Origin of the sequence: Bacteroides pyogenes DSM 20611 = JCM 6294 (assembly GCF_000428105.1) — a bacterium.
In the GTDB taxonomy this organism is placed as follows: Bacteria; Bacteroidota; Bacteroidia; order Bacteroidales; family Bacteroidaceae; genus Bacteroides; species Bacteroides pyogenes.
The window spans coordinates 134656-151136 of sequence record NZ_ATZH01000003.1 but is presented as its reverse complement, the minus strand read 5'-3'; the positions used below and the strand labels follow the sequence as shown (position 1 = coordinate 151136).

Sequence of the window (16481 nt, the reverse complement as noted above, 5' to 3'; positions counted from 1 at the left end):
TTTATTCTTTATCTAATTTATATTTAGAAATATCGGTTCCAAACGACAGATTCAGACTTTCCAGCAAATCATCAAGCTCGGTAAGCGATTTCTTTCCGAAGTTTCTGAACTTCAAAAGATCGGTCTTGTTGTATTGTACCAAATCACCTAAAGTTTCCACATCAGCGGCCTTCAAGCAGTTAAGGGCACGAACAGACAAGTCCATATCAACAAGTTTGGTTTTAAGCAGCTGACGCATATGCAAAACTTCTTCATCGAACTCTTCATTACCATCACCGTCACTTGTTTCCAAAGTGATTTTTTCATCAGAGAAGAGCATGAAATGATAAATCAAAATTTTTGCGGCTTCTTTCAGTGCATCCTTCGGGTGTATAGAACCGTCGGTAGTAATCTCAAGCACCAGCTTTTCGTAGTCTGTCTTCTGTTCTACACGGAAGTTTTCAACCAAATACTTGACATTACGTATCGGAGTATAAATAGAATCGATTGGAATTACATTAACATCCGTACAATATTCGCGATTTTCTTCAGCAGGAACATAGCCACGGCCTTTGTTAATAGTAAGATCGATCTGCATAGTTGCCTTAGAATCTAAATGACAAATAACTAATTCAGGATTTAACACTTCAAATCCAGTCAAATACTTACCTATGTCACCTGCTTTAAATTCACTCGAATTCTCTACAGTGATACTCACTTTTTCGCTTTCGAACTCTTCAACTACTTGCTTGAATCTTACTTGTTTCAGATTCAAGATAATGTTGGTAACATCTTCCTTTACTCCGGGTACACTGGAAAACTCATGCTCCACCCCTTCAATTCTGATAGTAGTGATAGCAAAACCTTCCAATGAAGAAAGAAGAATACGGCGCAATGCATTACCTACAGTAATACCAAACCCCGGCTCCAGCGGACGAAACTCGAATTTCCCGATTTTCGGATCCGCATCCAACATCAATACTTTATCAGGTTTTTGAAATGCTAATATCGCCATGAAATTAATTATTATTTAGAATACAATTCAACGATCAAATGTTCTTTAATGTTCTCAGGAATATCTGCCCTCTCAGGCACATGCAACATTTTACCTACTTTTGAAGCTTCGTCCCATTCCAACCAGGCATATTTGCTATGATTGAAACCGGCCAAAGAATTAGCAACTACTTCCAGAGATTTAGATCTTTCACGAACACCGATCAATTGTCCGGGTTTTACCGCATAAGAAGGGATATTTACCACTTCACCATCCACAGTGATATGTTTGTGGCTTACCATTTGACGGGCAGCAGCACGAGTAGGAGCAATTCCCAAACGGAAAACTACATTGTCAAGACGGCATTCGAGCAATTGAATAAGAATTTCACCGGTAATACCTTTAGCTGTTTCAGCTTTCTTAAACAGATTGCGGAATTGTTTTTCCAAAACTCCATAAGTATACTTAGCCTTCTGTTTCTCACGAAGTTGAATTCCATATTCAGAAGTCTTTCTTTTTCTAGAATTTCCATGCTGTCCGGGAGGATAATTCTTTTTGGACAAAACTTTGTCAGCTCCAAAAATACCTTCACCGAATTTACGGGCGATTCTTGATTTTGGTCCAGTATATCTAGCCATTTCTTTTAAATATTTAATTGTTTATTCATGAACTTAATTTGTTGCAGCCGCGATTACAGAGAAGAAATAATGCAATCCATAAACAAAATCAAGATCATTTTTAAGTTAAAGGTAAATTAAACTCTACGTCTTTTAGGAGGACGACAACCATTATGGGGGAGCGGAGTCACATCAATAATTTCAGTAACTTCGATACCGGCTCCATGGATGGTTCTGATAGCTGATTCACGTCCGTTACCCGGACCTTTTACATATGCTTTTACCTTTCTAAGGCCAAGATCGAATGCCACTTTCGCACAATCTTGGGCAGCCATCTGAGCTGCATAAGGAGTATTCTTTTTAGAACCTCTAAATCCCATCTTTCCGGCAGATGACCATGAAATAATCTGCCCTTCACTGTTTGCAAGAGAAACAATAATATTGTTGAAAGATGAATGAACATGCAATTGTCCATTAGCGTCTACTTTCACATTTCTCTTCTTTGCTGCAACTGTTTTTTTTGCCATATCAACAATTATTATTTAGTAGCTTTTTTCTTATTAGCAACGGTTTTCTTCCTACCCTTACGAGTACGTGCATTATTCTTCGTACTCTGACCTCTTACAGGCAATCCGATACGATGACGCACACCACGATAACAACCGATATCCATTAATCGCTTAATGTTCAATTGAACTTCAGAGCGAAGATCCCCTTCTACTTTATACTCAGCACCGATAATCTCACGAATCTTAGCTGCCTGATCATCTGTCCAGTCTTTTACTTTGATGTCTTTATCAACACCTGCTTTCTCTAAAATCTTAGCTGAACTACTACGACCTATTCCATATACATAGGTCAACGCAATCTCGCCTCTTTTATTCTGAGGCAAATCTACACCAACTATTCTTATAGCCATATACTAAATTATTTTTTTTGCAAAAATAATAAATTATCCTTGACGTTGTTTATACTTAGGATTTTTCTTGTTAATAACATACAAACGGCCATTGCGTCTAACGATCTTACATTCTGGCGTGCGTTTCTTTAATGATGCTCTTACTTTCATATCTAATTTTATTTATATCTAAACACAATTCTTCCTTTCGATAAGTCGTAAGGAGACATTTCGACTCTCACTTTATCTCCCGGCAAGATCTTGATGTAATGCATCCGCATCTTACCTGAAATATGCGCAGTAATCTCATGTCCGTTTTCTAATTCAACACGAAACATTGCATTCGACAATGCTTCAACTATAACTCCATCTTGTTCTATTGCAGATTGCTTTGCCATATTATATTGCTTTATCTCCTAATACTTCTTCTATAAACTTGAATGAAGACAGAATATCTGCTTCACCGGCTCCAACGGCTACGGTATGTTCAAAATGTGCTGCGCACTTTCTGTCTCTGGTACACACCGTCCATCCATCCCTTTCCATCATCACCTGCCGCTCACCCAAAGTAATCATTGGTTCGATTGCAATGCAAAGCCCTCTTTTCATTAAAGGACCGTATCCCCGCTTTCCATAATTGGGTACTTGGGGTTCTTCATGCATTTCTTTTCCAATACCATGGCCAACAAATTCACGCACTACACCATAGGAATGTGACTCGCAATATTGCTGAATAGCATATCCGATATCACCTATTCTTTTTCCATGTAAAGCGTTCCGAATACCAATATACAGAGCCTCCTTTGTCACTTTTAAAAGCCGACGAACTTCTTCATCTACTTCCCCCACACAAAAGGTATAAGCAGAATCACCACAGAAACCATTCATATACGTCCCGCAATCAACCGATACAATGTCGCCTTCTTTTAGAACAATATCACCGGGGATACCATGCACTACCTGTTCGTTAACAGAAGTACAAATGGATGCCGGGAAAGGACTTCCATATTGATTCGGAAAACCTTTGAAAGTTGGAATTGCTCCGTTATCTCTAATAAACTCTTCAGCAACTTTATCCAACTCACGCGTAGTAACACCAGGCTTCAATATCTTAGCAATCTCTGCCAATGTTTTTCCAACCAACAGATTACTCTGGCGGAGCAATTCTATCTCATCTTCAGTTTTAAGAAAAATCATTTCTAATCTAAAGAATTAATATGCTGCTACCCCAGCTCGCCCTTTGATACGACCAGATTTCAACAAACCGTCATAATGTCTCATCAACAAATGACTCTCAACTTGTTGCAACGTATCAAGAACTACACCTACAAGAATTAACAAAGACGTACCACCGAAGAACTGGGCAAAACCAGCCTGTACCCCGAATATACCGGCAAAAGCTGGTAAAATAGCAACCAAAGCCAAGAAGAAAGAGCCCGGCAAAGTGATACGAGACATAATATCATCGATATACTCTGCTGTCTTCTTTCCTGGTTTGATACCGGGGATAAAGCCATTGTTTCTTTTCATATCTTCGGCCATCTGAGTCGGGTTAATTGTTATTGCAGTATAGAAATATGTAAATAATATAATCATTACCGCAAAAACAAAATTATACCAGAAACTTGTATGATCCATAAACGCATGCAAGAAGCTGTCTGCATTATTTGTATTCGAAAAACCGATAAATGTGATTGGAATAAACATTATTGCCTGAGCAAAAATAATAGGCATTACACCAGCAGCATTTACTTTCAGAGGTATGTATTGTCTGGCGCCACCATATTGTTTATTGCCCACAATCCGCTTTGCATATTGCACAGGAATCCTTCTCGTACCTTGCACAAGAAGAATTGCAGCGGCAATAACCAGCAGCAAGAAAGCGATTTCGACAATTAACATAATCAAACCTCCACTCTTGTTGGCAAGTCTAGAGACAATCTCTTGTAACAAAGCATCCGGGAAACGAGCAATAATACCAATCAAAATGATAAATGAAATACCATTGCCTATACCTTTATCGGTAATTCTTTCACCAAGCCACAAAATAAACATACTACCTGCTGCCAAAATAATGGTAGAGGTAACAATAAACAGAGTCCAACCTAATGAAGCATTTAAGGAAGGTCCGGCCTGCATTTTAAGGTTGAATAAATAAGAAGGGGCCTGAAAAAGCAATATAGCAATTGTCAAATAACGAGTATATTGATTCATTTTTCTTCTGCCACTCTCACCCTCACGTTGCAATTTTTGGAAATACGGCACAGCGATTCCCAACAACTGAATCACGATAGATGCAGAAATATAAGGCATTATTCCCAATGCAAAAATAGAAGCATTGGAAAAAGCTCCTCCCGAGAACATATTTAACAAGGCAAGAAGACCTTCACTTGTTTGCTCGTGCAATTTAGCCAACATTCCCGGATTAACACCCGGCAATACGACATACGAACCAAAACGATAAATTGCCACAAACAATATGGTAATGAGGATCCGTTGTCTCAGATCCTCAATCTTCCATATATTCTTTAATGTTTCAATAGCTTTTCTCATTGAATCAGAGTTTTACTACAGTTCCACCAGCAGCTTCAATAGCAGCTGACGCACTCTTAGAGAATGCATGAGCTTCCACTTCAAGCTTCTTAGTCAGAGCTCCATTACCCAATACTTTTACCAACTGATTTGAAGAAATAAACCCTGCTTCAATAAAGTCGTTCAAACCAAGTTTTTCCAAATTCTTAGCTTCAGCAAGCTTCTGAATGGTATCCAAATTGATTGCTTTATATTCGACACGATTGATATTCTTAAAACCAAATTTAGGTACTCGACGCTGAAGTGGCATCTGTCCACCTTCAAAACCGATTTTTTTAGAGTATCCTGATCTTGATTTAGCTCCTTTATGACCTCTTGTAGAAGTACCTCCCAATCCCGAACCGGGACCACGTCCGATTCTTTTTCTTGTCTTGGTAGATCCTTCTGCAGGTTTTAGATTACTTAAGTTCATATTGTAATAGTTTTATTATTCAACAAAATTACTTAACAATGGTAACCAAGTGTTTTACTTTATCTACCATTCCTAGAATTGAAGGAGTATTTTCGTGTTCTACAACACGATTCAACTTGCGAAGTCCCAGTGCGTCAAGAGTTCTTTTTTGATCAAGTGGAGCACCAATTCTACTTTTCACTTGTTTGATTTTTATAGTTGACATATCTTCCTCCTTATCCTCTAAATACTTTTTCAACACTTATACCTCTGTTCTGAGCTACCATTCTTGCGTCACGCATCTCACTCAAAGCCAAAATTGTAGCTTTAACAAGATTATGCGGATTAGAAGAGCCTTTCGACTTTGCCAGAACGTCGGTTACACCAACACTTTCCAATACTGCGCGCATAGCGCCTCCGGCTACCACACCGGTACCGTGAGATGCCGGCTTGATGAACACTTCAGCTCCACCGAATCTTGCCGATTGCTCATGCGGAACAGTACCTTTTAATACAGGAACTCTAACCAAGTTCTTTTTGGCCGATTCAACACCTTTAGCGATAGCAGCTGTTACTTCTCCAGCCTTACCCAGTCCCCAACCGATGATACCTTCTTCGTTACCTACAACAACAATTGCTGAGAAACTAAAGGTTCTACCACCTTTGGTAACCTTAGTAACACGATTAATAGCAACCAGTCTATCTTTCAGTTCTATATCGTTAGTAACTTTTACTCTATTATTAACTCCTGCCATAATGATTAAAATTTAAGTCCACCGTTACGAGCTGCATCAGCTACTTCTTTTACTCTCCCATGATACAAGTAACCATTACGGTCGAAAACAACGGTAGTAATACCTGCTTCCTGTGCTTTCTTAGCAATCATCTCACCAACTTTAGCTGCTTGTTCTTTCTTAGTAACTTTTTCTGTTACACCTAAAGAAGAAGCCGCGGCTAAGGTTTTTCCAGACAAATCATCGATAATCTGGACGTAAATTTGCTTGTTACTTCTAAAAACACTCATGCGCGGACATTCAGGAGTACCTGAAATTTTATTGCGCACTCTATATTTGATCTTAATTCGTCTTTCTATTTTTGTTGTCATAATGATCTAATTTTATGTAAATTATTTAGCGCCGGCAGATTTACCAGACTTTCTGCGAACAACTTCGCCAACAAACTTAATACCTTTACCTTTATATGGTTCAGGTTTACGGAAAGAACGTATTTTAGAGCAAACTTGACCGAGCAATTGTTTGTCACACGATTCTAAGATGATAAGAGGGTTTTTATTTCTCTCAGACTTAGTTTCCACTTTGATTTCAGCAGGCAACTGCATGAAAATACTGTGTGTATAGCCTAAAGACAGCTCTATGATATTACCTTGGTTAGAAGCGCGATACCCCACACCAACAAGTTCCAGTTCTTTTTTATATCCTTCAGACACGCCTACAACCATGTTGTGGAGCAATGAACGATACAAACCATGGAAAGCATGCTTTTGCTTCGGGTTATCAAGCATTTCTTTTTCATTTTCTGTTAAAGTTACGTGTCCGTCTTCAATGGCAACATTGATAGCAGGATTCACATATTGGCAGAGTTCGCCTTTCGGTCCCTTCACGGTAACCACATTATCCTTCAGAGTAACTGTCACTCCGGCAGGAATACTAATGGGTAATTTTCCTATTCTTGACATTGCTTAATTCCTCCTATTAATATACATAACACAAAACTTCGCCGCCAATCTTCAATTCAGCAGCTTCTTTGTCGGTCATTACACCTTTGGAAGTAGATATTATAGCAATACCCAACCCATTAATAACACGCGGCATATCTTTGTAACCGGTATACTTACGCAACCCCGGAGAAGATATTCTAATCAATTTTTTAATCGCATTAACCTTGTTAACGGGATCATACTTCAAAGCAACTTTAATAGTTCCTTGAGGACCATCTTCTACAAACTTATAGTTAAGAATGTAGCCTTTTTCAAAAAGAATCTTCGTGATTTCTTTTTTCAAATTTGAAGCGGGAACTTCCACAACTCTGTGTTTTGCACTAATTCCGTTCCGCAACCTCGTCAAATAATCTGCTATTGGATCAGTCATATAAAATAAATTAAATTAATCAGGACTTCCCTGACAATATTTAAAACAAAAATTACCAACTTGCTTTTTTTACGCCCGGGATCAATCCGTTAGATGCCATCTCACGGAATTGAATTCTCGAGATACCAAACTGTCGGATATACCCTTTAGGGCGACCTGTCAACTTGCAGCGATTGTGCAAACGCACCGGAGATGCATTTTTAGGAAGCGCCTGCAATGCTTCATAGTCGCCTTCTTTCTTCAGTTGAGCTCTTTTCTCGGCGTATTTGGCTACTAATTTAGCACGTTTAACTTCACGTGCTTTCATTGATTCCTTTGCCATATCTTATCAGTCTTTTTTAGCGTTTTTAAAAGGTAATCCGAATTCTTTCAACAAAGCAAATCCTTCTTCATCTGTTTGCGCAGAGGTTACAAAGGTAATATTCATTCCGAGAATTCTGGTAATACTATCGATATTTATTTCAGGGAAAATGATTTGCTCCTGAATACCGAGGGTATAATTACCTTTTCCATCAAATTTAGTTTCGATACCTTTAAAGTCGCGAATACGTGGAAGAGCTACACGAACCAATTTCTCTAAAAACTCGTACATTCTTTCACGACGCAAAGTTACCATCACACCGATCGGCATCTTTTTACGCAACTTAAAGTTAGCGATATCCTTACGAGAAATGGTTGCTACGGCTTTTTGACCGGTAATAGCTGTCATTTCATTGATTGCAACTTCAATAATCTTCTTGTCGGCCACAGCCATACCCAAACCTTGATTGATCACAATCTTCTTAAGTACGGGTATCTGCATCGTTGAAGAATACTGGAATTGTGATTTCAATGCAGGAGCTATACGCTCTGCATATTCTTTCTTAAGACTTGCAGTATTACTCATTACTTAATCTCCTCTCCTGATTTTTTAGAATAACGCACTAAAGTTCCTTCAGAACTCATTTTTCTCCCAATACGCGTTGCTTTACCAGTTTTGGGATCAATCGGGTTCAAGTTTGAAATGTGGATAGAAGCTTCTTGCTTCACGATACCACCTTGGGGGTTCTTCGTATTCGGTTTAGTGCTTTTAGATACCATATTGATACCTTCTACAAAGGCACGTTTTTCTTTAACAAGAACCTTCAACACACGACCAGTTTTGCCCTTATCTTCACCAGCATTTACGTAAACTGTATCGCCTTTTTTAATATGTAATTTACTCATTACTTAAATCTTTTACAAAATTAAAGTACTTCAGGCGCAAGTGACACAACTTTCATGTTTGTAGCACGAAGTTCTCTTGCTACCGGGCCGAAAATACGACTACCTCTAATTTCGCCTGCATTGTTCAACAACACGCAAGCGTTATCATCAAAACGTATATAAGAGCCATCGGGACGACGGATCTCTTTCTTCGTACGTACAATCAAAGCCTTTGATACCGCACCTTTTTTAACATCACTCGAAGGGATGACACTCTTTACAGAAACTACAATAACATCCCCCACTGAAGCGTAACGACGACCTGTGCCACCTAAAACACGGATACACAATGCCTCTTTAGCTCCACTGTTATCACATACTGTAAGTCTGGATTCTACTTGTATCATAATTACTTAGCTCTTTCAATTATTTCTACTAATCTCCATCTTTTAGTCTTGCTCAAAGGACGAGTTTCCATAATGCGTACAGTATCACCGATATTGCATTCATTCTTTTCATCATGAGCATGGTATTTTTTCGTTTTGCTAACGAATTTACCATATATAGGGTGTTTTTCTTTAAACTTAGCCGCAACAGTGATGGTTTTTTCCATCTTATTGCTCAACACAACCCCTGTTCTTTCTTTTCTTAAATTTCTTGCTTCCATCAAGCTGATCATTTATTGTTAAGTTCTCTTTGGCGTAATTCAGTCTTCATACGCGCAATAGTCCTGCGTAATTGTTTAATCTGGGCAGGATTTTCCAAAGGAGAAATCGAATGATTAATAACCATCTGATTATAATTCGCAGTTTCTGCCTCAATTCTATCTACCAAATCAGTAGTAGCTAATTCTTTAATTTCTGCAATTTTCATAAACCTTACGCATTTTGATTTTGAATATCATAATCACGTCTTACGACGAATTTCGTTGTAATAGGAAGCTTTTGAGCAGCTAAGCGCAATGCCTCTTTCGCGATTTCATAAGATACTCCTTCAGCCTCGATAATAATTCTACCCGGAGTAACAGGAGCCACAAATCCTTCGGGGCTACCTTTACCTTTACCCATACGTACATCAGCCGGCTTGCGAGTAATCGGTTTATCAGGGAATATACGAATCCAGATCTGTCCTTGACGTTGCATATATCTTGTTACTGCAATACGAGCAGCTTCGATCTGACGGCCTGTAATCCATTTTGTTTCCAAAGCCTTAATGCCAAAAGAACCAAAAGCCAATTGGTTACCTCTTTGGGCATTTCCTTTCGCACGGCCTTTCTGTTGTCTTCTGAATTTTGTCTTTTTCGGTTGTAACATAGTTTCCTAAAATTCAAATTCGTTTAGCGATTATTTTTCTTTCTTTTGAAGTTTCTTCCGCCGTTGCTTCCACTATTGTTTCCACGACCACTTTCTTTGCTTTGTGTAAAGTTCGGAGCCAATTCTCTCTTACCAAACACTTCACCTCTACAAATCCAAACTTTGATACCCAACAATCCTACCTTGGTCAATGCTTCCGCATGACAGTAGTCGATATCAGCTCTGAAAGTGTGCAACGGAGTTCTTCCTTCCTTATACATTTCAGAACGAGCCATCTCAGCTCCATTCAAACGTCCTGAAATCTGAATTTTGATACCTTCGGCGCCCATGCGCATCGTGTTTGCGATGGCCATTTTAATAGCGCGGCGATAGGCAATTTTACCTTCTACCTGACGAGCGATGTTGTTGGCAACAATCACAGCGTCCAGTTCGGGTCTCTTCACTTCAAAGATATTGATTTGAATATCCTTGTCGGTAACCTTTTTCAACTCTTCTTTCAACTTATCAACTTCCTGGCCACCTTTTCCGATAATAATACCCGGACGAGCAGTGCAAACAGTAATAGTCACAAGCTTCAGCGTACGTTCAATTACAATTCTTGAAACGCTTGCTTTTGCAAGTCTTGCATTAAGATATTTACGGATTTTGCTATCTTCCAGCAAAGAATCACCGTAATCATTTCCACCGTACCAATTAGAATCCCATCCTCTGATAATTCCTAAACGGTTGCTTATTGGATTAACTTTTTGTCCCATCTACCTTAATTTTGATCTTCGTTATTACTCTTAGAATCAACGAACAACGTCACATGATTTGAACGTTTACGAATTCTATAACCTCTCCCCTGAGGTGCCGGTCTCATTCTTTTCAGAGTAGCGCCTCCATCAACATAAATTTTAGTTATGAACAATTCGCCGCTTTCAGCTTTGCGCTCGTTTTTCTGCTCCCAGTTAGCAATTGCAGAGCGAAGCAATTTCTCCACTCTTGCAGCAGCTTCTTTTGAAGAAAACTTCAAAACACCAAGTGCTCTGTTCACTTCCATTCCGCGAATCATGTCAGCCACCAAACGCATCTTTCGCGGAGAAGTAGGAACATTTTGCAATTTAGCAAAATACATGGTCTTAAGGGCTTCTTTTCTTTTTTCAGCCGATATTTTTTTTCTTGCTCCCATTATATTTATTACTTTATTATTTCAAATAAATCCTGTTATTTTTTCTTGTTACCAGCGTGTCCTCTGAATGTACGAGTTGGAGCGAATTCGCCCAACTTGTGTCCGACCATATTTTCGGTAACATAAACAGGAATAAATTTATTTCCGTTGTGAACTGCAACTGTATGCCCTACAAAATCAGGCGAAATCATTGAAGCTCTGGCCCAAGTCTTAACCACGACTTTCTTGCCTGACTCATTCATGGCAAGCACTTTCTTTTCAAGTTTTACGTTAATATATGGACCTTTTTTTAATGAACGACTCATAGTTTACTCAATTAATCAGATTACTTTTTTCTTCTCTCAATAATGTACTTAGACGAGTGTTTCTTAGGAGCTCTGGTCTTAAGTCCCTTAGCATACAATCCCTTGCGAGATCTCGGATGACCTCCGGAAGCGCGTCCTTCACCTCCACCCATCGGGTGATCAACCGGGTTCATAACAACACCACGGTTGCGAGGACGACGTCCCATCCAACGAGAGCGTCCGGCTTTACCTGAGCTTTCCAATCCATGATCCGAATTACCAACGCTACCGATAGTAGCTTTACAAGTGCTAAGAATTTGTCTCACCTCACCTGAAGGCAATTTTACCACACAATATTTTCCCTCACGAGAAGTCAACTGCGCAAAGTTACCGGCCGATCTGACCAAAGCGGCACCCTGTCCCGGGCGCAGTTCGATATTGTGAATTACAGTACCCACGGGAATATTCTGAAGAGGAAGAGCGTTACCAATCTCTGGCGCCGCTGTTTCACCTGACATCAGAGTCGCACCAACTTGCAATCCATTGGGAGCAATAATATATCTTTTTTCTCCATCGGCATAAAATAACAAAGCGATACGAGCCGAACGGTTCGGATCGTATTCGATAGTTTTCACCACTGCTGGAACACCGTCTTTATTTCTCTTGAAGTCAACAATTCTAATCATCTTTCTGTGACCGCCACCAATGTAGCGCATTGTCATCTTGCCTTGGTTGTTGCGACCACCCGATGATTTCTTACCATATACAAGAGACTTCTCTGGTACTGATGCAGTAATCTCCTCGAAAGTACCAATAACTTTATGTCTTTGCCCCGGTGTTGTGGGCTTTAATTTACGTACTGCCATTTTTATTAAATATTGCTATAAAAATCAATAGTATCTCCTTCTTTCAATGTCACGAGTGCTTTTTTGAAAGCATTAGTGCGACCATTGATAAGGCCGGCTTTTGTATAGCGGCTCTTATTTTTTCCAGCATACGTAGCTGTATTTACATCAACTACAGTAACATTGTAAAGGGCTTCGACTTCTTTCTTAATTTCCAGTTTGTTAGCTTCAGGACGCACGATAAAGCCGAAGCGATTCAGCTTATCTGTAATTGCAGTCATCTTTTCTGTCACCAACGGTTTAATAATAATTCCCATTATTTAAGCCTCCTTTTTTAAATTAAGATATTGTCAATAGCTTTCAGAGAGTTTTCCGTAAGCACAAGAACCCCAGCATCCAATACCCTGTAAGTATTTAATCCTGAGATAGTCTGAACATTCGCTCCCTTTATGTTACGAGCTGACAAATATACGTTTTTATTTGCTTCCGGTAAAATCATAAGTAGCTTTTTATCGGAAACTTTAAGATTTTTTGTCATCGCAATGAAATCTTTTGTCTTAGGAGCCTCAAAAGTGAAGTCTTCCAGAACAACGATTGCATTGTTTTGAGCTTTGTAAGACAAAGCTGACTTACGAGCCAATGTCTTAACTTTTTTATTCAACTTGAAGTAGTAATCTCTTGGTTTCGGACCGAAAACACGTCCGCCACCAACAAGCACCGGCGAATTCATATCACCACGACGTGCCCCGCCGCCGCCTTTTTGACGACCGATTTTACGGGTAGAACCACTGATTTCGCTTCTTTCTTTTGACTTATGAGTACCCTGACGCTGATTGGCCATAAACTGTTTTACGTCCAAATAGATAGCGTGGTCGTTGGGCTCAATTCCGAAGATAGATTCGTTTAACGTAACCTTTCTCCCGGTGTCTTCACCTTTAATGTTATATACGTTAACTTCCATTATTTCTCAATTATTACGATTGAACCTTTGCAACCAGGGATAGAACCTTTAATCAAAAGAAGGTTATGCTCCGCGATTACTTTTAATACCTGTAAGTTTTGAATAGTGACTCTGTCACCTCCGAGCTGTCCGCCCATGCGCATTCCCTTGAATACTTTGGCAGGATAAGAACATGCACCAATGGCACCCGGCTTACGAGCGCGGTTGTGCTGACCGTGTGTAGACTGACCTACACCACCAAATCCGTGTCTTTTGACTACACCTTGGAAACCTTTACCTTTTGAAGTTCCAACAACGTCTACAAACACAGCGTCGTTGAACAGCTCCACGGTAACAGTGTCTCCCAAATTCAACTCTGTTTCAAACTCTTTGAACTCAGCCAAGTGTCTCTTTGGAGTTACCCCTGCTTTTTTGAAGTGCCCCATCAGCGGTTTTGTCGTATGTTTCTCTTTTTTGTCTTGGAAACCCAACTGAACAGCCGCATAGCCATCTTTTTCTACAGTTTTAACCTGAGTAACAACACAAGGACCTGCTTCGATAACAGTGCATGGTACATTCTTACCATCGGCACTGAAAACGGATGTCATTCCGATTTTTTTTCCTAATAATCCTGGCATTTCACTAATCTTTAATTATCAAACTTTAATTTCTACTTCTACACCACTCGGCAACTCCAGCTTCATCAGAGCATCGACAGTTTTAGCCGTTGAGCTGTAAATATCGATTAATCTCTTGTAAGAAGAGAGTTCAAACTGTTCGCGCGACTTTTTGTTAACGAAAGTCGAACGGTTCACGGTAAAGATACGTTTGTGCGTAGGCAGAGGAATAGGACCGCTAACAATGGCACCTGTAGCCTTTACTGTTCTTACAATCTTCTCAGCCGACTTGTCAACCAAGTTGTGGTCGTAAGATTTCAATTTAATTCTAATTTTCTGACTCATTACAGTTTTTAATTAAGTATTTTATAAAATGATATAAAGCGGCAGGCTAAGAGTCATTCGCTAGCCTGCTGCTTTTGTTTTTTACAGTAAATCCACACGCCCTTTCACTTCATCCAATACTGCTTTGGCAATAGAGGTAGACACCTGGGCATGGTGTGAGTAAGTCATTGAAGAAGTCGCGCGACCGGAAGTGATTGTACGTAATGCTGTTACGTAACCAAACATTTCAGCCAACGGAACCAATGCCTTCACAATACGGGCACCCGAACGGCTTGATTCCATACCTTCTACTTGGCCGCGGCGTTTGTTCAAGTCGCCGATCACGTCACCCATATTTTCTTCCGGAGTAACAACCTCCAGGCGCATAATAGGCTCCATCAACACAGGACCTGCCTTGGCGCAAGCGTTCTTGTAAGCTTGGATAGCGCAAATCTCAAACGACAATTGGTCGGAGTCAACCGGGTGGAATGAACCATCAACGAGCGTTACTTTCAATGAATCCAAAGGATATCCGGCCAATACACCGTTCTTCATTGCTGTAGCGAAACCTTTCTGAACAGAGGGAATAAACTCTTTCGGAATATTACCTCCCTTCACTTCATCAACGAATTGCAAGCCACCCAAAGTAAAGTCTTCGTCAACCGGCCCGATGTTTACAATGATATCGGCAAATTTACCGCGTCCACCCGACTGTTTCTTGTATACTTCGCGCAAATTAACGGTTTTCGTGATGGCTTCTTTATAGTTTACCTGAGGCTTACCTTGGTTACATTCAACCTTGAACTCGCGTTTCAAACGGTCGATAATGATATCCAAGTGAAGCTCACCCATACCGGAGATGATAGTTTGTCCGGTTTGCTCGTCGCTCTTTACGGTAAATGTGGGGTCTTCCTCTGCCAATTTCGCCAAACCGTTAGAAAGCTTATCCATATCCTTTTGAGTCTTCGGCTCAACGGCGATACCGATAACCGGTTCGGGGAAGTCCATTGATTCCAATACAATCGGAGCCGATTCGTCACACAATGTATCACCCGTACGGATATCTTTGAAACCCACACCTGCACCGATATCACCGGCAGCGATCAACTCAACCGGATTCTGCTTGTTGGAGTGCATCTGGAACAGACGAGAAACACGCTCTTTTTTACCCGAACGAGAGTTGTAAATATAAGAGCCGGCTTCCACTTTACCCGAATATACACGGAAGAAAGTCAGGCGCCCTACATACGGGTCGGTAGCGATCTTGAACGCCAAAGCAGAAGTTTTTTCTTCCTCGCTTGGCTTACGATCTTCTTCAGCTCCTGTATTCGGATTTGTACCGACTACATTCTCTGTATCCAACGGAGAAGGCAAGAAAGCGCAAACATAATCGAGCAATGTCTGAACGCCCTTATTCTTGAAAGAAGAACCGCAAAGCATCGGAACGACAGCCATTTGGACTGTTGCGTTGCGCAAGGCTCTCAACACTTCCTCTTCGGTAATGGTAGAAGGATCGTCGAAATATTTTTCCATCAAAGAATCGTCGAACTCTGCCACCTTTTCAAGCATTTTATCTCTCCACTCATTGGCTTCATCGATAAGGTCAGCCGGGATTTCTTCTACAGAATAATCGGCTCCCATGGTTTCATCGTGCCAATAAATAGCTTTCATCTTGATCAGATCAACCAATCCCTTGAAGTTTTCTTCAGCTCCGATAGGCACTACAATAGGGCACGGATTAGCGCCCAAAACTTCTTTCATCTGACGAACTACTTCAAAGAAGTCTGCGCCCGAACGGTCCATTTTGTTCACGTATGCGATACGGGGAACATTATATTTGTCAGCCTGGCGCCATACTGTTTCCGACTGGGGTTCTACACCGCCCACAGCACAATATGTGGCTACAGCTCCATCGAGCACACGCAAAGAACGTTCTACTTCAGCAGTAAAGTCAACGTGTCCCGGAGTGTCAATCAAGTTAATCTTATAAGTATTGTCTGCATACTTCCAACGAGTAGTCGTAGCAGCAGATGTAATAGTGATACCACGTTCTTGCTCCTGAGCCATCCAGTCCATAGTAGCCGTACCATCGTGCGTCTCACCGATCTTATGAGTCAAACCGGTATAGAAAAGGATACGTTCGGAAGTTGTGGTTTTTCCGGCATCAATGTGAGCCATGATACCGATATTACGAGTCAATAATAAATCTTGCTTTGCCATTTT

30 protein-coding genes are annotated in these 16481 nt (G+C 40.4%); all 30 read right to left on the bottom strand.

Annotation, left to right across the window (positions count from 1 at the left end):
• Position 1 precedes the first annotated feature (1 nt).
• Positions 2-994 carry a DNA-directed RNA polymerase subunit alpha gene (locus C234_RS0100695; RefSeq protein ID WP_027324172.1) on the bottom strand — a complete coding sequence of 331 codons (993 nt, stop codon included), beginning with the start codon at positions 992-994 and terminating at the stop codon, positions 2-4.
• Between the two features lie 11 nt (positions 995-1005).
• Positions 1006-1611 (bottom strand): 30S ribosomal protein S4, encoded by a 606-nt coding sequence (gene rpsD / locus C234_RS0100690; RefSeq protein ID WP_027324171.1) that lies wholly within the window; start codon positions 1609-1611, stop codon positions 1006-1008.
• 116 nt (positions 1612-1727) lie between these two features.
• Positions 1728-2117, bottom strand: coding sequence for a 30S ribosomal protein S11 (rpsK, locus tag C234_RS0100685; RefSeq protein ID WP_005675443.1), 390 nt, complete (start codon positions 2115-2117; stop codon positions 1728-1730).
• 11 nt (positions 2118-2128) lie between these two features.
• On the bottom strand, positions 2129-2509 hold the full coding sequence (gene rpsM, locus C234_RS0100680) for a 30S ribosomal protein S13 (RefSeq protein WP_027324170.1): 381 nt from the start codon (positions 2507-2509) through the stop codon (positions 2129-2131).
• A gap of 33 nt (positions 2510-2542) precedes the next feature.
• Complete coding sequence (gene ykgO / locus C234_RS16925) at positions 2543-2659, bottom strand: type B 50S ribosomal protein L36 (protein ID WP_002558051.1); 117 nt, start codon at positions 2657-2659, stop codon at positions 2543-2545.
• Positions 2660-2667: 8 nt separating this feature from the next.
• Positions 2668-2886, bottom strand: a complete 219-nt coding sequence (gene infA, locus C234_RS0100675; RefSeq protein ID WP_002558052.1) for a translation initiation factor IF-1 — start codon at positions 2884-2886, stop codon at positions 2668-2670.
• Between the two features lies 1 nt (position 2887).
• Positions 2888-3685, bottom strand: a complete 798-nt coding sequence (gene map, locus C234_RS0100670; RefSeq protein WP_027324169.1) for a type I methionyl aminopeptidase — start codon at positions 3683-3685, stop codon at positions 2888-2890.
• Between the two features lie 15 nt (positions 3686-3700).
• A complete protein-coding gene (gene secY, locus C234_RS0100665) occupies positions 3701-5041 on the bottom strand; it encodes a preprotein translocase subunit SecY (RefSeq protein WP_027324168.1) in 1341 nt (446 codons plus the stop codon).
• Positions 5042-5045: 4 nt separating this feature from the next.
• Positions 5046-5492, bottom strand: a complete 447-nt coding sequence (gene rplO, locus C234_RS0100660; protein WP_027324167.1) for a 50S ribosomal protein L15 — start codon at positions 5490-5492, stop codon at positions 5046-5048.
• 28 nt (positions 5493-5520) lie between these two features.
• A complete protein-coding gene (gene rpmD / locus C234_RS16920) occupies positions 5521-5697 on the bottom strand; it encodes a 50S ribosomal protein L30 (RefSeq protein WP_034540494.1) in 177 nt (58 codons plus the stop codon).
• Positions 5698-5707: 10 nt separating this feature from the next.
• Positions 5708-6226: a 30S ribosomal protein S5 gene (gene rpsE, locus C234_RS0100655; protein ID WP_027324166.1), complete on the bottom strand. Its 519-nt coding sequence runs from the start codon at positions 6224-6226 to the stop codon at positions 5708-5710.
• A 5-nt stretch (positions 6227-6231) separates the two neighbouring features.
• Complete coding sequence (rplR, locus tag C234_RS0100650) at positions 6232-6576, bottom strand: 50S ribosomal protein L18 (protein WP_027324165.1); 345 nt, start codon at positions 6574-6576, stop codon at positions 6232-6234.
• Between the two features lie 21 nt (positions 6577-6597).
• The gene (rplF, locus tag C234_RS0100645; protein ID WP_027324164.1) at positions 6598-7167 is read right to left on the bottom strand and encodes a 50S ribosomal protein L6; all 570 of its coding nucleotides are present in this window, start codon (positions 7165-7167) and stop codon (positions 6598-6600) included.
• 16 nt (positions 7168-7183) lie between these two features.
• A complete protein-coding gene (gene rpsH, locus C234_RS0100640) occupies positions 7184-7579 on the bottom strand; it encodes a 30S ribosomal protein S8 (RefSeq protein WP_021645864.1) in 396 nt (131 codons plus the stop codon).
• A gap of 52 nt (positions 7580-7631) precedes the next feature.
• Entirely contained in the window at positions 7632-7901 is a 270-nt protein-coding gene (rpsN, locus tag C234_RS0100635; protein ID WP_027324163.1) for a 30S ribosomal protein S14, read from the bottom strand.
• A 6-nt stretch (positions 7902-7907) separates the two neighbouring features.
• Positions 7908-8465: a 50S ribosomal protein L5 gene (rplE, locus tag C234_RS0100630; RefSeq protein WP_027324162.1), complete on the bottom strand. Its 558-nt coding sequence runs from the start codon at positions 8463-8465 to the stop codon at positions 7908-7910.
• Entirely contained in the window at positions 8465-8785 is a 321-nt protein-coding gene (rplX, locus tag C234_RS0100625; RefSeq protein ID WP_027324161.1) for a 50S ribosomal protein L24, read from the bottom strand. The genes rplE and rplX overlap by 1 nt, the downstream gene beginning before the upstream one ends.
• A gap of 20 nt (positions 8786-8805) precedes the next feature.
• Positions 8806-9171 (bottom strand): 50S ribosomal protein L14, encoded by a 366-nt coding sequence (rplN, locus tag C234_RS0100620; RefSeq protein ID WP_004296340.1) that lies wholly within the window; start codon positions 9169-9171, stop codon positions 8806-8808.
• Positions 9172-9173: 2 nt separating this feature from the next.
• On the bottom strand, positions 9174-9443 hold the full coding sequence (gene rpsQ, locus C234_RS0100615; RefSeq protein ID WP_008762040.1) for a 30S ribosomal protein S17: 270 nt from the start codon (positions 9441-9443) through the stop codon (positions 9174-9176).
• The gene (rpmC, locus tag C234_RS0100610; RefSeq protein ID WP_021645860.1) at positions 9440-9637 is read right to left on the bottom strand and encodes a 50S ribosomal protein L29; all 198 of its coding nucleotides are present in this window, start codon (positions 9635-9637) and stop codon (positions 9440-9442) included. The genes rpsQ and rpmC overlap by 4 nt, the downstream gene beginning before the upstream one ends.
• 5 nt (positions 9638-9642) lie before the next feature.
• Positions 9643-10077: a 50S ribosomal protein L16 gene (gene rplP / locus C234_RS0100605; protein WP_005791549.1), complete on the bottom strand. Its 435-nt coding sequence runs from the start codon at positions 10075-10077 to the stop codon at positions 9643-9645.
• Positions 10078-10100: 23 nt separating this feature from the next.
• Positions 10101-10832, bottom strand: coding sequence for a 30S ribosomal protein S3 (rpsC, locus tag C234_RS0100600; RefSeq protein WP_021645859.1), 732 nt, complete (start codon positions 10830-10832; stop codon positions 10101-10103).
• 5 nt (positions 10833-10837) lie between these two features.
• Positions 10838-11248: a 50S ribosomal protein L22 gene (gene rplV / locus C234_RS0100595; protein WP_027324160.1), complete on the bottom strand. Its 411-nt coding sequence runs from the start codon at positions 11246-11248 to the stop codon at positions 10838-10840.
• A 35-nt stretch (positions 11249-11283) separates the two neighbouring features.
• Positions 11284-11553 carry a 30S ribosomal protein S19 gene (gene rpsS / locus C234_RS0100590; RefSeq protein WP_002558070.1) on the bottom strand — a complete coding sequence of 90 codons (270 nt, stop codon included), beginning with the start codon at positions 11551-11553 and terminating at the stop codon, positions 11284-11286.
• A gap of 20 nt (positions 11554-11573) precedes the next feature.
• On the bottom strand, positions 11574-12398 hold the full coding sequence (gene rplB, locus C234_RS0100585) for a 50S ribosomal protein L2 (protein ID WP_027324159.1): 825 nt from the start codon (positions 12396-12398) through the stop codon (positions 11574-11576).
• A gap of 5 nt (positions 12399-12403) precedes the next feature.
• Positions 12404-12694, bottom strand: coding sequence for a 50S ribosomal protein L23 (gene rplW / locus C234_RS0100580; protein ID WP_027324158.1), 291 nt, complete (start codon positions 12692-12694; stop codon positions 12404-12406).
• Between the two features lie 17 nt (positions 12695-12711).
• Positions 12712-13338 (bottom strand): 50S ribosomal protein L4, encoded by a 627-nt coding sequence (rplD, locus tag C234_RS0100575; protein ID WP_027324157.1) that lies wholly within the window; start codon positions 13336-13338, stop codon positions 12712-12714.
• The gene (rplC, locus tag C234_RS0100570; protein WP_027324156.1) at positions 13338-13955 is read right to left on the bottom strand and encodes a 50S ribosomal protein L3; all 618 of its coding nucleotides are present in this window, start codon (positions 13953-13955) and stop codon (positions 13338-13340) included. The genes rplD and rplC overlap by 1 nt, the downstream gene beginning before the upstream one ends.
• An 18-nt stretch (positions 13956-13973) precedes the next feature.
• Positions 13974-14279 carry a 30S ribosomal protein S10 gene (gene rpsJ, locus C234_RS0100565; RefSeq protein ID WP_002558075.1) on the bottom strand — a complete coding sequence of 102 codons (306 nt, stop codon included), beginning with the start codon at positions 14277-14279 and terminating at the stop codon, positions 13974-13976.
• 81 nt (positions 14280-14360) lie between these two features.
• A complete protein-coding gene (fusA, locus tag C234_RS0100560) occupies positions 14361-16478 on the bottom strand; it encodes an elongation factor G (RefSeq protein ID WP_027324155.1) in 2118 nt (705 codons plus the stop codon).
• Positions 16479-16481: the final 3 nt, after the last annotated feature.

Excerpts from the sequence above, each read along its gene's own strand:
- rplW (WP_027324158.1), bottom strand. The coding sequence starts at position 12,694 with ATGGGAATTATTATTAAACCGTTGGTGACAGAAAAGATGACTGCAATT.
- map (WP_027324169.1), bottom strand. The coding sequence starts at position 3,685 with ATGATTTTTCTTAAAACTGAAGATGAGATAGAATTGCTCCGCCAGAGT.
- rplP (WP_005791549.1), bottom strand. The coding sequence starts at position 10,077 with ATGTTACAACCGAAAAAGACAAAATTCAGAAGACAACAGAAAGGCCGT.
- rplC (WP_027324156.1), bottom strand. The coding sequence starts at position 13,955 with ATGCCAGGATTATTAGGAAAAAAAATCGGAATGACATCCGTTTTCAGT.
- rplB (WP_027324159.1), bottom strand. The coding sequence starts at position 12,398 with ATGGCAGTACGTAAATTAAAGCCCACAACACCGGGGCAAAGACATAAA.
- rpsJ (WP_002558075.1), bottom strand. The coding sequence starts at position 14,279 with ATGAGTCAGAAAATTAGAATTAAATTGAAATCTTACGACCACAACTTG.
- secY (WP_027324168.1), bottom strand. The coding sequence starts at position 5,041 with ATGAGAAAAGCTATTGAAACATTAAAGAATATATGGAAGATTGAGGAT.
- rpsH (WP_021645864.1), bottom strand. The coding sequence starts at position 7,579 with ATGACTGATCCAATAGCAGATTATTTGACGAGGTTGCGGAACGGAATT.
- rpsN (WP_027324163.1), bottom strand. The coding sequence starts at position 7,901 with ATGGCAAAGGAATCAATGAAAGCACGTGAAGTTAAACGTGCTAAATTA.
- rpsM (WP_027324170.1), bottom strand. The coding sequence starts at position 2,509 with ATGGCTATAAGAATAGTTGGTGTAGATTTGCCTCAGAATAAAAGAGGC.
- rpmD (WP_034540494.1), bottom strand. The coding sequence starts at position 5,697 with ATGTCAACTATAAAAATCAAACAAGTGAAAAGTAGAATTGGTGCTCCA.
- rpsS (WP_002558070.1), bottom strand. The coding sequence starts at position 11,553 with ATGAGTCGTTCATTAAAAAAAGGTCCATATATTAACGTAAAACTTGAA.
- rplF (WP_027324164.1), bottom strand. The coding sequence starts at position 7,167 with ATGTCAAGAATAGGAAAATTACCCATTAGTATTCCTGCCGGAGTGACA.
- rplD (WP_027324157.1), bottom strand. The coding sequence starts at position 13,338 with ATGGAAGTTAACGTATATAACATTAAAGGTGAAGACACCGGGAGAAAG.
- rpsE (WP_027324166.1), bottom strand. The coding sequence starts at position 6,226 with ATGGCAGGAGTTAATAATAGAGTAAAAGTTACTAACGATATAGAACTG.
- rplO (WP_027324167.1), bottom strand. The coding sequence starts at position 5,492 with ATGAACTTAAGTAATCTAAAACCTGCAGAAGGATCTACCAAGACAAGA.
- fusA (WP_027324155.1), bottom strand. The coding sequence starts at position 16,478 with ATGGCAAAGCAAGATTTATTATTGACTCGTAATATCGGTATCATGGCT.
- rpsQ (WP_008762040.1), bottom strand. The coding sequence starts at position 9,443 with ATGATCAGCTTGATGGAAGCAAGAAATTTAAGAAAAGAAAGAACAGGG.
- rplV (WP_027324160.1), bottom strand. The coding sequence starts at position 11,248 with ATGGGAGCAAGAAAAAAAATATCGGCTGAAAAAAGAAAAGAAGCCCTT.
- rpsD (WP_027324171.1), bottom strand. The coding sequence starts at position 1,611 with ATGGCTAGATATACTGGACCAAAATCAAGAATCGCCCGTAAATTCGGT.
- infA (WP_002558052.1), bottom strand. The coding sequence starts at position 2,886 with ATGGCAAAGCAATCTGCAATAGAACAAGATGGAGTTATAGTTGAAGCA.
- rpmC (WP_021645860.1), bottom strand. The coding sequence starts at position 9,637 with ATGAAAATTGCAGAAATTAAAGAATTAGCTACTACTGATTTGGTAGAT.
- rpsK (WP_005675443.1), bottom strand. The coding sequence starts at position 2,117 with ATGGCAAAAAAAACAGTTGCAGCAAAGAAGAGAAATGTGAAAGTAGAC.
- rplE (WP_027324162.1), bottom strand. The coding sequence starts at position 8,465 with ATGAGTAATACTGCAAGTCTTAAGAAAGAATATGCAGAGCGTATAGCT.
- rplX (WP_027324161.1), bottom strand. The coding sequence starts at position 8,785 with ATGAGTAAATTACATATTAAAAAAGGCGATACAGTTTACGTAAATGCT.
- rpsC (WP_021645859.1), bottom strand. The coding sequence starts at position 10,832 with ATGGGACAAAAAGTTAATCCAATAAGCAACCGTTTAGGAATTATCAGA.
- rplR (WP_027324165.1), bottom strand. The coding sequence starts at position 6,576 with ATGACAACAAAAATAGAAAGACGAATTAAGATCAAATATAGAGTGCGC.
- ykgO (WP_002558051.1), bottom strand. The coding sequence starts at position 2,659 with ATGAAAGTAAGAGCATCATTAAAGAAACGCACGCCAGAATGTAAGATC.
- C234_RS0100695 (WP_027324172.1), bottom strand. The coding sequence starts at position 994 with ATGGCGATATTAGCATTTCAAAAACCTGATAAAGTATTGATGTTGGAT.
- rplN (WP_004296340.1), bottom strand. The coding sequence starts at position 9,171 with ATGATACAAGTAGAATCCAGACTTACAGTATGTGATAACAGTGGAGCT.